The following is a 12,945-nucleotide window of genomic DNA, read 5'->3' as shown; positions in this document are numbered from 1 at the left end:
GGCATCGACCGGGCCGCCTGCTGTCGCGAACCGCGGCGATGCGGGGCAAGCTGCGGCCCCGGGAACCCTTGCCCGCGCGCCCCTGCGCGCGCTAGCATTCCGCCACCACCGCACCGCGGAACGAAACACCCCCTGACCGAAACCGTCCCTGACCGAAAGTGAGCCCATGCCCGCCGATCGCCCCAGCCGCCGAGACCTGATGAAACTGGCCGCCGCCGCCCCTGCCCTGGCCCTCAGCGCGGCGGCTGCGCCCGCGCGCGCGCAGCTGGGCGCCCCGGCCGCCGCCAACCCGGCGCATTTCCGGTTCACCATCGGCGACGCGAAAATGACCGTGGTGTCCGACGGTTTCTTCACCACCCCGGTGTCCGGGCTGGGCGTCAACGCGGACCCGGCCGAGGTAAAGGATTTCCTGGAGGCGCATTTCCTGTCCACCAGCGAGAATTATTCCCACACCAACCACCTGGTCGTCGATCTCGGCGATGCGCGGGTGCTGGTCGATGTGGGCTCGGGCAACCGGTTCCTGCCGACCGCCGGGCGGCTGATGGCCAATCTGGAACAGGCCGGGATCGACCCCGCCTCGATCACCCATGTGGTCATCACCCATGCGCACCCCGATCACATCCTGGGCCTGCGCGACGATTTCGATGAACCGATCCTGCCGGACGCGGAATATATCATCGGCGCCGATGAACACGCCTATTGGATGCAGGACGGGCTGGTCGACCGTGTCGATCCGGCGGCGCAGCAATTCGTGGTGGGGGCCGTCAACTCGATCAAGACCGAAGGCGTCGACTGGACCCTGGCGCAGGACGGCCATGAGGTCGCGCCGGGGATCACCCTGATGGCCACCCCCGGCCACACCCCCGGCCACATGAGCCTGCGCGTCGACAGCGCGGGCGAAAGCCTGATCGCGCTGGGCGACGCGATGAGCCATCCCTACACCAATTTCGCGCATCCCGACTGGTTCAACGGGTTCGACATGGACGGCCCGCAAACGGTGGAAACCCGGATGGGGCTGCTCAAGTCGACGGCAGCGGATCGCACCGCGATCCTCGGCTATCACTTTCCCTTTCCCGGCGTGGGGCATGTGATGGAGCTGGACGGCGGCTATCGCTACGTGCCCGCGCTTTGGCAGTTTCAGGGCTGAAGGGGCGGTCCGATTGACGGGTCGGCCGGTCGCGTTCCTGTCTACCCGACCGCGCCTGCAAGCGCCGCCGCGCGATGCTCGGCGGCGCCCTCATCGGGGCCGGTGGTGAAACAGGCCACCGTCACCGGATCGGCCGCATCGGGGAAGTGATAGACGGCGTTGACGCAAAACGGCCCCGCGCCCGAATGCCCCATCGCGCGGCCCGCCCGGCCCATGCGCCCGCTCATCAATCCCAGACCATAGCCGCAGGCGGTCCAGGGCCTGCCCTCGATCGCGCCGCCCAGCGGCGTCGCCTTGCGCATCTGCGCCAACGCATCCCTGCCCAGCAGGTCGCCTTGAAAAAGCGCATGCAACAGGCGCGCGGCGTCGGGGGCGGTGCCCGTCAGACACCCGTGATAGACCCAGCCCGGATCATAGCCCGCCGCCTGCGGCCAGTGCAGCGCCGCGAAATCGGCAGGGGTGCACGCCAGCAGGACACTGCGCAAGCCCAGGGGCCCCGCGATCCATTCGGCGACCATTGCCGACAGTGGCTTCCGGGCGGCGTGCTCCAGCGCCTCGCGCGCCAGCATGTATCCGATGTTGGAATAGGCCCAGCCCCTGCCCGGCGCGAACAGATGCCCCCGCGCCAGCGCGCGGTCCAGTATTTCCGCGCGCGACCAGGGGGGGGTCCCCGCCGCGACGGCGCGGTGATAATCGGGCAGCGTTGCGTAGTCGGGCAAGCCGGCGGTATGGCCCAGCAACTGGCGCAGGGAATAGGCGGCCCCCGTCAGCGGCGCGTCCAGATCCAGCGCGCCGCGCTCGGCCAGCCGCAGGGCGCAGATGGCGATGACGGTCTTGGTAAAGCTCCAGTAGGGAAACCGCGCGTCGGCGGGGCCGACATGGCGCACCCGCCCCGCGCGGTCGATGCGGCAGCCGATCCAGACCGACATGCGCGTTAGAGCTCGGTGGCGACCACGCCCATGCAGTCGCCGGTCTTGACCAGACCCGGCACATGGCGGCTGACCAGGATACCGCTGCGCCGCGCGGCGTAGTCCACGGGGGCCGCCCCGGTCCGGTCGGCCGACCAGACCCGTGCCAGCGGCGCACCCTTTTCGACGCGCGCGCCCAGGGCCAGCAGCGGTTCAAAAAGGCCCGTGGCTTCGGAAAAGGTGAAGCAGTCGCCGTCGGGCATGTCGAGCTCGACACTGGGGGCCAGTTCCGGCGTGCCGTCCAGGATGCCCGCGTGGATCAGCAGGTTGCGCGTGCCCTTGCGCGCCACGGCGACACTGGCGGGCGTGGACATGCCGCCGCCGCCCAGTTCCGTGGTCACGAAGGTCTTGCCCTGCGCCTCGACCGCGTCGTCGTACATCCCGGCGCTGTCGATCTCCAGCATCCGCACCGAATAGGGCGCGTTGAAGGCGCGCATCGCGGCGGTGCAGGCGTCTTCCTGCGCCTTGTCGGGCAGGATATGCGCGGCGGCGAAGGGCAGGAAATCCAGCGTGCGCCCGCCCGAATGCATGTCGAGCACGATGTCGGCCATCGGCACCAGATGGCGCTGGAAGTAATCCGCGATCTTCTGCGTGACGCTGCCGGTCGGGCTGCCCGGAAAGCTGCGGTTCAGGTTGCCCGCGTCGATCGGCGAGGTGCGCGTGCCGGCGGCGAAAGCGGGGTAGTTCATCATCGGCACGATGATGACGCGCCCGCTGATGCGCGCGGGATCGAGCGCGCGCGCCAGGCTTTGCAGCGCCAGCGGCCCCTCGTATTCATCGCCGTGGTTGCCCCCGGTGAACAGCGCGGTGGGCCCCTCGCCGTTGCGGATCACGCAGATCGGGATCATCACCGACCCCCAGGCGCTGTCGTCGCGGCTGTAGGGCAGGCGCAGAAATCCGTGATGCGTGCCGTCCTCATCGAAGGGCACGGTGGGCTGGATCGGGCTGGGGGGCAGATCGGTCATGTCAGTCCTTCACGAAAAGGCCGCGGTGCGTCTGGCAAAGGCATTCACATCCGTCCGAGGTGATCAGCAGCGGCTCGGTGATCTCGATCCCGCCATCGCTGAGCCAGAGCGCGGGCATGAAGTGAAAGCACATCCCCGGCTCCAGCACCGTGTCGTCGCCGCGCCGGAAGGATATCGTGCGCTCGCCCCAGTCGGGCGGATAGCTGAGCCCGATGGAATAGCCGCAGCGGCTGTCCTTCTCGAACCCCAGCCGGTTCAGCGTGGCGTTGAAGGCATTGGCGATATCCTCGGCCCGGTTGCCGGGCATGGCCTGCTCCAGCCCCGCCTCCACCGCCTCCAGCACGGCCTTTTCGGCCTCGCGGTATTTCTCGGGCGGCTCGCCGAAAAACAGCGTGCGCGACTGCGGCACGTGATAGCGGCGGTGCACGCCCGCGATCTCGAAGAACGTCGCCTCGTCCTGGCGCAGGGGGCGGTCGTCCCAGGTCAGATGCGGCGCGGTGGCATCCATGCCCGAAGGCGCCATCGGCACGATCGCCGGATAGTCGCCCCAATAGCCGTCGGCGCCCGTGATCGCGGTGTGGTAAATCTCGGCCACCAGATCGTTCTTGCGCATCCCCGGCTGCGCCTTCTCCAGAATGGTGTCATGCATCGCCTCGACGATGCGCGCGGCGCGGCGCATGCAGATGATTTCCGCATCCGACTTGATCGCGCGCTGCCAGTTCACCATGCCGGTGGTGTCGATCAGCTCCACCCCCGGCAGGTTGGCGGACAGGCTGCGGTGCGCAGCGGCGGAGTAGTAGTAGTTGTCCATCTCGACGCCCACGCGCCCCCGCGCCAGGCCGCGGTCGTACAGCAGCGCGGCCAGCGTCTCCATCGGGTGCTTGTGCGGGTTCTGGACGTAGGTGTCGTCGTAGCCCACGATCTGGTCGTGATCCATGTAGACCGTGCGCATCGCGCCCAGCGTGTCCATCGCGCGGCCCCACCAGATGGGCGGCTGGTCGAGCGAGATCACCACCGCCTGGTGCACATAGAACGACCAGCCGTCGTAGCCGGTCAGCCAGGACATGTTCGAAGGGTCGGACACGACGAGCGTGTCGATGCCGCTGTCGGCCATCACGGTGCGCGTGCGGGCCAGGCGCATGGTGTATTCGTCGGGCGAAAAGAAGTGGGAGGGCGAGATCATCGAGATACCTATGGATTTCGCCCACCTGTGTCACATTCCGGCGCAGACCGACAAGGCCGTTTGCGACCCCGCAATGTCGCGCATGGGCCCCGCGCTCAGTCCTTGCGCGCCGGGGCGGCCAGATCCTCCAGGATCGGGCAGTTCGGGCGATGATCGCCGTTGCACGATTCCACCAGCGTCGCCAGCGTCGCACGCATCGACTGCAGCTCCGCGATCTTGCGGTCGATATCGCCCAGGTGCTGCTCCGCCAGTTTCTTGACGTCGCTGCTGGCGCGGTCCTCCTTTTCGTAAAGGGCCAGCAGCACGCGGCATTCCTCGATGGTGAACCCCAGCGACCTTGCGCGTCCGATGAACGACAGCTTGTTAAGATCATCCTGGCAGAAGCTGCGGTATCCGTTGCTGCCCCGCTGGGGTTTGACGAGGCCGATGTCCTCGTAATAGCGGATGGTCTTGGGCGGCAGGTTTGCGCGTTCTGCGACGGCTCCGATGTTCATGAGCGGTCCCCTTTCGATGGTCGGACGGGAAGTGGTCTGTTGCGATTGCACGTAGGACGGTGCGGGGTTGGTCATGCGGCTCATGCGCTCACCCTCACCCAGGTGGCCATGCCCGCCGCCTGATGCGACAGCATGTGGCAGTGGAACATCCAGTCGCCGGGATTATCCGCGACAAAGGCGATTTCACGCGTTTCCGACGGTGCGATCAACAGCGTATCGCGCCAGGGGCCGAAACCGCCGTCGGGCAGGCGTTCGCGGAAATGGTGGCCGTGCAGGTGCATGGCATGGGCGAAGACGGTGTCGTTGACGATCGGAATGCGCAGCGTCTCCCCCCTGGCGACCTGCGCCAGCGGCTTGTCGCTCATTCCCACCATGCCGTTGAAGGCCCAGAACTGGCCCTCGTCCATCAACACCTGCCCCGTCATGTTGCGCCCCTTGTAGACCGCCCGGCGCAGGGCGCGCATCGCGCCGCCCGACATGTTCAGCTTTTGCACGGGCGCCGCATCGACCATGACGCGGGTCATTTGCGGCAACGGGTTGGGCGGCAACGGCGCGGGGGCGGCATCGCGGCGCGCGCGGCGGCCTTCGCCCACCTTGAAGGTCGTCAGGGCAAAGCCCTCGTTGCGCTCCAGCCCGATGAGGAACGCCTCGCCGCCCGCATCGGCGGTGACATCGACGATCATGTCGACCCGCTGCGCGGGGGCCAGGGGAATGGCGTTTTCGATCCGGCCGGGGGTTTCCAGCGGCATCCCGTCATAGGCCACGACCCAACCCTCCAGCCCCTTCAGGGCCAGTTGGAAGATCCGCGCGTTGGACGCGTTGATGATGCGCAGCCGCAGCCGGTCGCCGGAGGACGCCCGCGCTTGCAGATCGTATTTCGCGTTGACGGTGATCAGGTTTCCCACCCGTCCCGCGTGCGAGGAATCGTGGATGTTGGCGTAGTCGGGGTCGAGCGAGGCATCGTCGCGCAGCCGCCAGTCGTCCAGCACCAGCAGTTCCTCGGCATCGACATCGGGGGCGCCTTCGGGTTCCTCGACGATCAGCGGGCCGTGCAGGCCGCGCGCGACCTGTTCCCACGATTTGTTGTGGCTGTGATACCAGAAGGTACCGGCATCCTTGAGCGTGAAGTCGTAATCGAACCCCGCACCCGGCGCGACGGCGGGCTGCGTCATGCCCGGCACCCCGTCCATCGCGTTGGGCAGGCGCATTCCGTGCCAATGGATCGACGTGGCCTGATCCAGACCGTTCTCCAGCCTGCGGCTCAGGCGTTCGCCCTGTTTCATACGGATCTGCGGACCGGGCGCCGCGTCGTTATAGGCCAGGATGCCGGTCGCGGGATAGCCGGACGGCGCCAGTTGCAACGATGCCGTGGCGGCGCGCAGGACCTGCGGCGCGGGGGTCGCGGCCTCGGCGGTCTGCGCCGCGGGCGCCGTGGCGACAAGCCCCGCACCAAGGCTTGCTGACGTTCCGGCAAGGAACGTGCGTCGGGAAAGTGTCATATGTATTTCTTTCGATGGGACAGCATGCGTCGGCGCCACCTCCTCAGGCGGGCTTCGCGACGCGGACGGGAAAGGCTCAGCCGTGTCGGCGCGGCGGCGGCGGGTCCGCCGCAAGCCCGCGCTGGGACGCCACCTCGACCGTGGACAGGCTGCGCCGCGCCATCCGGTCGTAGAGCGCGACCTTCAATCCGGGGGCGCCCTGCTCGGGCAGCCAGGCCGGGCACATCACGGTGGCCTGACATTGCTGAGCGTCGGCCGTGCCGTCCATCTCGCAGCCGGTCGCGACATGATGAAACGGGCCGCCGCCCTCGGTCTGCGCACAGGTGCTGTCTTGTGGCCCCGCCGCGTCGGCGGCGCCCCACGCCACGCCGAACGGCCCCGGAAACGCCAGCAGCGCCAGGACGATCAGCATCCGCAGAGGCGACAGCAGGCCTGACACCAGACGGGGACTTATGGCGGCGGGTTGTGGCAAACGCGAGCTTTCCTGCGCAGGGGTGCCCGAAACGGGCCGGTTCCAAGATAAGTGCGGCGGCGCCTCAGGTCAAACCCGCAGGGCGATTTCCGCCAGCGCCACCCGCGGCGAACTGTTGCGCACGCCGGGGCATCCGGCGCCATTGCTCCAAGATCGCTCCCCGCCCCCTAAAGAACGCTCCGCGGTGCCCAACCATGGACCCCGAAGCGGGCCTGCCGCGTTGGGTCCCAGTCGAGCCCGGCCAGATGTCCGACAAACAGCGCCCACCCCCGAAGGAGCAGCCCATGCAGTTCGCGACCGTCGACGTCGATGGAAGGTGCCATTTCGGCGCATTGGTGGAGGATGGCTTCGTCGACCTCAGCCGCTTCATGCCAAGCTGGCGCGACCTCAGATCGGTGATCGAGGCGCAGGGGCTGGACGAATGCGCCAAGGCCGCGATGCTGCGCGATGTCACCCACCGGCCCGGCACCTTTCGCCACAGGCTGCCCGTCGGTTCCGACATCCGCATCCTTCTGGGCATCGCCGCAGATGGCGGCACCCGCATCTGCACGCGGCTTGCCAGCGCGGTGGTGGGCCACGGGCGCAGCATCCTGCGGCCCGCGTCGGAACATCCGCTTCATGCGCGTGCGGGCATCGCCGCGATCATCGGGCGGCGCGCGCGCGGCGTCGACGCGGGGGCCGCGCTCGACCATGTCGCGGCGCTGAGCCTCTATTGCGACGGCGCCTTTCCGGGGATGCCGCCCGAGGTGTCGCAGCTTTGGGACAACCGCGACCGCTCCGGCGCGCTGGGGCCGGGCTGTTTCAGCTATGCCGATCCGCGGCAACTGAACGACCTGACGCTGACGATGCACGTGAACGGCGCGCGCGCCGAATGGATGGAGCTGCCGCAGGCGGGCCGCGATCTGGCGGCCTTGATCGCGCGCATATCCGGGCAGCTCACGCTTTGTCCGGGCGACGTGGTGGCGTGGATGCCCTTGCCGCAGGGGGGGTTCCACGCGGAAGGCGCGACCGGGACGGAACTGTCCGCAGGAGATGAAATCGTGGTGGAGGCCACCGGGCTGGGGCAGCTGCGCAACCGCATCAGAAACGAGCGCGACTGAGGGACCGCAGCGGAAGGGCTGCGGTTGAAGGACAAGGCGCCACGCTATCGCGCCGGGTCCACGATCTTGCCGGGGTTGAAGATGTTCAGCGGATCGACCGCGCGCTTGACCGCCGCCATGACCGACAGCGCCTCGCCGCCCAGCTCGGCCTCCAGATAGCCCATCTTGCCCTGCCCGATGCCATGCTCGCCGGTGCAGGTGCCGTCGTAGGATATGGCCAGCTCCGCCAGCCAGGCCACGAAATCCTCTGACGTGGCGCATTCGCGCGGGTCGCTGCGGTCCACCAGCAGCAGCATGTGGAAATTGCCGTCGCCCGCGTGGCCCAGCACCGGGGCCAGCAGCCCCATGTCCTCCGCCTTGGCCTGCGCCCGCGTCACGCAGTCCGCCAGATGAGAGATCGGCACACAGACATCGGTGGAGATCGCCTGCGCGCCGGGCCGGATCTGCAACGACGCCCAATAGGCGTCGTGACGCGCCTGCCACAGACGATTGCGCGCTTCGGCATCGGCGGTCCAGTCGAAGGCGGTCGAGGCATTGTCCGCCGCGATCTCGCCGAAGACGCGGGCCTGCTCGGCCACACTGTCGTGGCTGCCGTGGAATTCCAGCAGCAACAGCGGTGTCTCTGGCAGGCTCAGCTTGGAGTAGGCGTTGACCGCCGCGACCGAAGCCGCATCCATCAACTCCATCCGGGCCACGGGCAGGCCGAGTTGCAGCGTGGCGATCACCGCGTTGCACGCGGCCTCGACCGTGGGAAAGGAACAGACGGCGGAACTCATCGCCTCGGGGATGCCGTGCAGTTTCAGCGTCAGCTCCGTGAGCAGGCCCAGCGTGCCCTCGGACCCGACCAACAGCCGGGTCAGATCGTACCCGGCCGAGGTCTTGCGTGCCCGTCGCGCCGTCGTCATCACCTCGCCCGAGGGCAGGACCGCGCGCAGCCCCAGCACCGCGTCCTTCATCGTGCCGTATCGCACCGCGTTGGTGCCCGAGGCGCGCGTGGCGGCCATCCCGCCGAGGCTGGCGTCGGCGCCGGGGTCGATGGGAAAGAACAGCCCCGTCGCGCGCAGATGCTCGTTCAGCGCCTTGCGGGTGACGCCGGGCTGCACGCGGCAATCCATGTCCTCGGCGTGGACCTCCAGCACCTTGTCCATTTCGCTGAAATCGAGGCAGATACCGCCCAGCGGCGCGTTGACGTGCCCCTCCAGCGAGGTGCCGGTGCCGAACGGGATGATCGGGGTGCGATGATCGGCGCAGATCCGCACGATGTCCTGCACCTCTTGGGTGGTGCGGGGCAGGATCACGGCGTCGGGCGGCTGGTTGTCGATCCAGGTCGTGGTGTGGCCGTGCTGCTCGCGCAGGGAGCGGCCGGTCTGAAACCGCGCCCCGAAGCGTTGCGCGAGGATGCCCGATGCCGCCGCGATGCCCGCGTCGTTGCGGCGCAGTTGCAATGTCCGTGCCATCGACAGGGGACCCTTTCGCCAGGAATGCGCCAATCGCTCCGGCCCCGATATCTGGCCGATCCGCCTGCCCTTGGCAAGATTGGCGAGACTTGTGCAGCACACCTGCTGACAGTCAGTCGCATGATCGCGCCGCTCTGCCCTTGCCCCGGCGGCCCGCGCGCCTATGCTCTGTCCGAAACGGAGCCCCATGCTTTTAGTTGCCCGCGACATTGAAAAATCCTTTGCCACGCGCGACGGGGCCCTGCCGGTTCTGCGTGGCGTCGACCTGACGCTCGTGGCGGGCCGCTCGCTGGCGCTCACCGGCGATTCCGGGTCGGGCAAAAGCACGCTGCTGCACCTGCTGGGCGCGCTGGACACCCCCGACCGCGGCACGATCGAGATCGACGGGCGCGATGTCACCGCCATGTCCGACCGGCAGCGCGCCAAGGTCCGGCGCGAAAGCGTGGGGCTGGTGTTCCAGCAGTTCAATCTGATCCCCTCGCTGAACGTGGCGGATAATCTGGCGTTTCAGGCGCGGCTGTCGCGGCGGCACGACCCGGAATGGATTTCCACCCTGGCGGCGCGTCTCGGGCTGAAGGATCACCTGCGCCATTACCCCGAACAGCTGTCGGGCGGCCAGCAGCAGCGGGTCGCGATCGGGCGCGCGCTGGCCGGGCGCCCGCCGCTGCTGCTGGCGGATGAACCGACGGGCAACCTGGATGAGGCCACCGGCGACGCGGTGATGGATCTCATGTTGCAACTGGTGCGCGATACCGGGGCCGGTCTGCTGATGGTCACCCATTCGCGCAGGCTGGCCGAACGCCTGGACACGCGGTTGCTGCTGCGCGCGGGCAAGCTGGCATGACACGCGTCGTCCTGTCGGCGTTGCTGTCGCATTGGTGGCGCCAGCCGCTGCAACTGATGACGCTGCTGGCGGGGCTTGCCATGGCGACCAGCCTCTGGACCGGCGTGCAGGCCATCAACGCCGAGGCGCGCGCCAGCTATCAGCGTGCCGCCACCGTGCTTGACGAGGCCGACCGCCCCAGCCTGCGCGCACCGTCGGGCGAGATAGCAACCGCCGATTTCGCGCTGCTGCGCCGGGCGGGCTGGCCGGTGGCGCCGCTGATCGAAGGCACGCTGCATGTCGAGGGCGGGCAGGACATCCGCGTGCTTGGCATCGACCTGACGAGCGCGGGCCTGACACGGCAGCGATCCTCCAGCCCGGTGGGGACAACCGGCACGGCCAAAGGCGGCGGCGTGCTGTCGCGCGCCTTGACCGAGGCGCTAAGCGCGGCACTTGCGGCGGGACCGGCCGCCGATGATGCTCCCGACACTCGTGCCTTCACCGATTCGCTGGCCGCGCTTTTCGATCCCGGCACGGGGTTCGGCACGCCCGAGACACTGGCGGCCCTGACGGGGCCGGCGGGCCTGGCGGGCGCTTCCGGTGACGCGGGCGCAAATGCGTCGGCGTCCCTGCCCCGGCTTGTGCCCAGCGATGCCGCGCCGCCGCGCACGCTGATTACCGATATCGTGGTGGCCGACCGCCTGCTGCGCGGCGGCGGCACCGGCGGCCCCATAGACCTGTCGCGGCTGGTGCTGACCGGCCCGCCCCCGGCGCGCGCGCTTGACGGGCTGACCGATCTGCCCGCCGATCTGGGCCTGCGGCTGACCCCGGCCGAGGGCGGCAGCGGCGGCGATATCGGCCGGCTGACCGAAAGCTTCCATCTGAACCTGACCGCCTTCGGGCTGCTGTCCTTCGCGGTCGGGCTCTTCATCGTGCACGCCGCCATCGGCCTCGCGTTCGAGCAGCGCCGCCCCGCCCTGCGCACCCTGCGCGCGATGGGCGTGCCTGTCGGGCGGCTGATGCTGGCCCTGCTGGCCGAGCTGCTGGTTCTGGGCCTGTTGGCGGGCGCGGCGGGGGTGGCGCTGGGCTATGTGATCGCCGCGCTGCTGCTGCCCGATGTCGCCGCCACCCTGCAGGGGCTTTACGGCGCGCAGATCGAGGACTCGCTGCAATTTCACCCGTTCTGGGCCGCGACGGGGCTGGGCATGGCGCTTGCGGGCACGCTGATCGCCGCCGCACAGGCGCTGTGGCAGGTCCGGCGCCTGCCCCTGTTGGCGGCGGCACAGCCGCGCGCATGGCTGCGCGCCTCGACCGGGCGGCTGAAATGGCAAGCCTGGTGCGGCTTCGCGCTGCTTGGCGCGGCGGGCTGGCTGGCCCTGCGCGCCGACGGGGTGATGCAGGGGTTCGCGGCGCTTGGCTGCCTGCTTCTGGGGGCGGCCCTGATGCTGCCGGGGGGGATCGCCGCGCTGCTGGCGCTGGCCGAGCGGCTGTCGCCGCCGCCGCTGCGCGCCTGGTTCTGGGCCGACACCCGCCAGCAATTGCCAGGCCTTTCGCTTGCGCTGATGGCGCTGTTGCTGGCGCTGGCCACCAACATCGGCGTCGGCACGATGGTCTCGAGCTTTCGGCTGACCTTCACCGGGTGGCTCGACCAGCGCCTTGCGGCGGAGCTTTACGTGAGCGCCCGCACCCCGGAAGAAGCCGACCGGCTGACCGGCTGGCTGGCGCCGCGGGTCGATGCGGTACTGCCGATCTGGAAGGCGCAGACGCGGATCGCGGGCGCCCCGACAGAGATCTACAGCGTGGCCGATCATGCCACCTACCGCGACAACTGGCCGGTGCTCGACGCGCTGCCGGATGCCTGGGATCTGGTCGCGGGCGGGCGGGCCGCGATGATCAACGAGCAGATGTCGCGCAGCAGGGGCCTGCGCCCCGGCGCACGCATTCAGGCGGGCCCGCTGGGCAACTTGCAAGTGGCCGGGGTCTATTCCGACTACGGCAATACGCGCGCGCAGATCCTGGTCTCGCCCGACAGGCTGACACAGGCCTTCCCCGACGTGCAGCGGCTGCGGTTCGGGCTGCGGCTGCCGCCGGACCGGGTCGAGGCGCTGATCGCGGCGCTGGTGGACGATTTCGGCCTGCCGCGCGACGCCATCCGCGATCAGGCCGCGATCAAGGCGCTGTCGCTGGGCATCTTCGAGCGGACCTTCACCGTGACAGCGGCGCTGAATCTGCTGACGCTGGCGGTGGCCGGTTTCGCGATCCTGACCAGCCTGCTGAGCCTGTCGGTGATGCGCCTGCCGCAACTGGCCCCGGTCTGGGCGCTGGGGGTGACGCGGCGCAGGCTGGCCTGGCTGGAGCTCGCCCGCAGCCTAATGCTGGCCGCCCTGACCTATCTGATCGCGCTGCCGGTGGGTCTGTTGCTGGCCTGGGTGCTGTTGGCGGTGGTCAATGTAGCCGCCTTCGGCTGGCGGTTGCCGATGTCGCTCTTTCCGCAGGACTGGCTGCGCCTGTTTGCGCTGGCGATGCTGGCCGCGCTGCTGGCCAGCGCGCTGCCGCTGTGGCGCCTGTCGCGCAGGCCGCCCTCGGGCTTTCTGAAAGTCTTTGCCAATGAACGCTGATCCACACCGCATTCTGAAAAAACTGCTGTTGCCGGTGCTGCTGGCCGCCCTCCTGGGGGTGCCGCAGGGCGGCGGCGCGCAGGGCGTGGGGGCGGGATTTGCCGGATTGGGCAGCAGCGCCGACGGTTTCGAGGTGCCCGCGCCCGGCCGCCGGTTGCAGTTCCCCGCCGATCACGGCGCGCATTACGGCTACCGCGTCGAATGGTGGTATCTGACCGC

11 protein-coding genes and 1 pseudogene are annotated in these 12,945 nt (G+C 69.2%); 5 read left to right on the top strand and 7 right to left on the bottom strand.

Annotation, left to right across the window (positions count from 1 at the left end):
• The first annotated feature begins 166 nt into the window (after positions 1-166).
• Entirely contained in the window at positions 167-1,147 is a 981-nt protein-coding gene (locus ACU0BR_RS03870) for an MBL fold metallo-hydrolase (RefSeq protein ID WP_446155529.1), read from the top strand.
• Between the two features lie 41 nt (positions 1,148-1,188).
• Here ACU0BR_RS03870 and ACU0BR_RS03865 read toward each other — a convergent pair whose 3' ends face one another.
• From ACU0BR_RS03865 to ACU0BR_RS03840, 6 genes are all read right to left on the bottom strand, one after another.
• Positions 1,189-2,076, bottom strand: coding sequence for a serine hydrolase domain-containing protein (locus ACU0BR_RS03865; RefSeq protein ID WP_446155528.1), 888 nt, complete (start codon positions 2,074-2,076; stop codon positions 1,189-1,191).
• A gap of 5 nt (positions 2,077-2,081) precedes the next feature.
• The gene (gene doeB, locus ACU0BR_RS03860; protein WP_446155549.1) at positions 2,082-3,071 is read right to left on the bottom strand and encodes a N(2)-acetyl-L-2,4-diaminobutanoate deacetylase DoeB; all 990 of its coding nucleotides are present in this window, start codon (positions 3,069-3,071) and stop codon (positions 2,082-2,084) included.
• A 10-nt stretch (positions 3,072-3,081) separates the two neighbouring features.
• Positions 3,082-4,263, bottom strand: coding sequence for a M24 family metallopeptidase (locus ACU0BR_RS03855; RefSeq protein WP_446155527.1), 1,182 nt, complete (start codon positions 4,261-4,263; stop codon positions 3,082-3,084).
• 95 nt (positions 4,264-4,358) lie between these two features.
• Positions 4,359-4,757, bottom strand: a complete 399-nt coding sequence (cueR, locus tag ACU0BR_RS03850) for a Cu(I)-responsive transcriptional regulator (protein WP_446155526.1) — start codon at positions 4,755-4,757, stop codon at positions 4,359-4,361.
• An 80-nt stretch (positions 4,758-4,837) separates the two neighbouring features.
• A complete protein-coding gene (locus ACU0BR_RS03845) occupies positions 4,838-6,256 on the bottom strand; it encodes a multicopper oxidase family protein (RefSeq protein WP_446155525.1) in 1,419 nt (472 codons plus the stop codon).
• A gap of 76 nt (positions 6,257-6,332) precedes the next feature.
• Positions 6,333-6,728, bottom strand: coding sequence for a hypothetical protein (locus tag ACU0BR_RS03840; RefSeq protein ID WP_446155524.1), 396 nt, complete (start codon positions 6,726-6,728; stop codon positions 6,333-6,335).
• Between the two features lie 284 nt (positions 6,729-7,012).
• Here ACU0BR_RS03840 and ACU0BR_RS03835 point away from each other — a divergent pair, with 284 nt between their 5' ends.
• The gene (locus ACU0BR_RS03835) at positions 7,013-7,828 is read left to right on the top strand and encodes a fumarylacetoacetate hydrolase family protein (RefSeq protein WP_446155523.1); all 816 of its coding nucleotides are present in this window, start codon (positions 7,013-7,015) and stop codon (positions 7,826-7,828) included.
• Positions 7,829-7,872: 44 nt separating this feature from the next.
• Here the strand turns inward: ACU0BR_RS03835 and ACU0BR_RS03830 are convergent, their stop codons facing one another.
• A complete protein-coding gene (locus tag ACU0BR_RS03830) occupies positions 7,873-9,285 on the bottom strand; it encodes an FAD-binding oxidoreductase (protein ID WP_446155522.1) in 1,413 nt (470 codons plus the stop codon).
• Positions 9,286-9,472: 187 nt separating this feature from the next.
• Between ACU0BR_RS03830 and ACU0BR_RS03825 the strand changes: the two genes are divergently transcribed.
• The 3 genes and pseudogenes from ACU0BR_RS03825 to ACU0BR_RS03815 form a co-directional block, all read left to right on the top strand.
• On the top strand, positions 9,473-10,129 hold the full coding sequence (locus ACU0BR_RS03825; protein WP_446155521.1) for an ABC transporter ATP-binding protein: 657 nt from the start codon (positions 9,473-9,475) through the stop codon (positions 10,127-10,129).
• Positions 10,126-12,726: an FtsX-like permease family protein gene (locus tag ACU0BR_RS03820; protein WP_446155520.1), complete on the top strand. Its 2,601-nt coding sequence runs from the start codon at positions 10,126-10,128 to the stop codon at positions 12,724-12,726. Before ACU0BR_RS03825 ends, ACU0BR_RS03820 begins: the two co-directional genes overlap by 4 nt.
• Positions 12,716-12,945 (top strand): annotated as a pseudogene (locus tag ACU0BR_RS03815) (lipocalin-like domain-containing protein); the annotation flags it as partial. The gene ACU0BR_RS03820 and the pseudogene ACU0BR_RS03815, both read left to right, overlap by 11 nt.

This window comes from Brevirhabdus sp. (genome assembly GCF_052826345.1).
The sequence above is the reverse complement of the archived record's forward strand: the minus strand, read 5'-3'. Positions and strand labels throughout refer to the sequence as shown.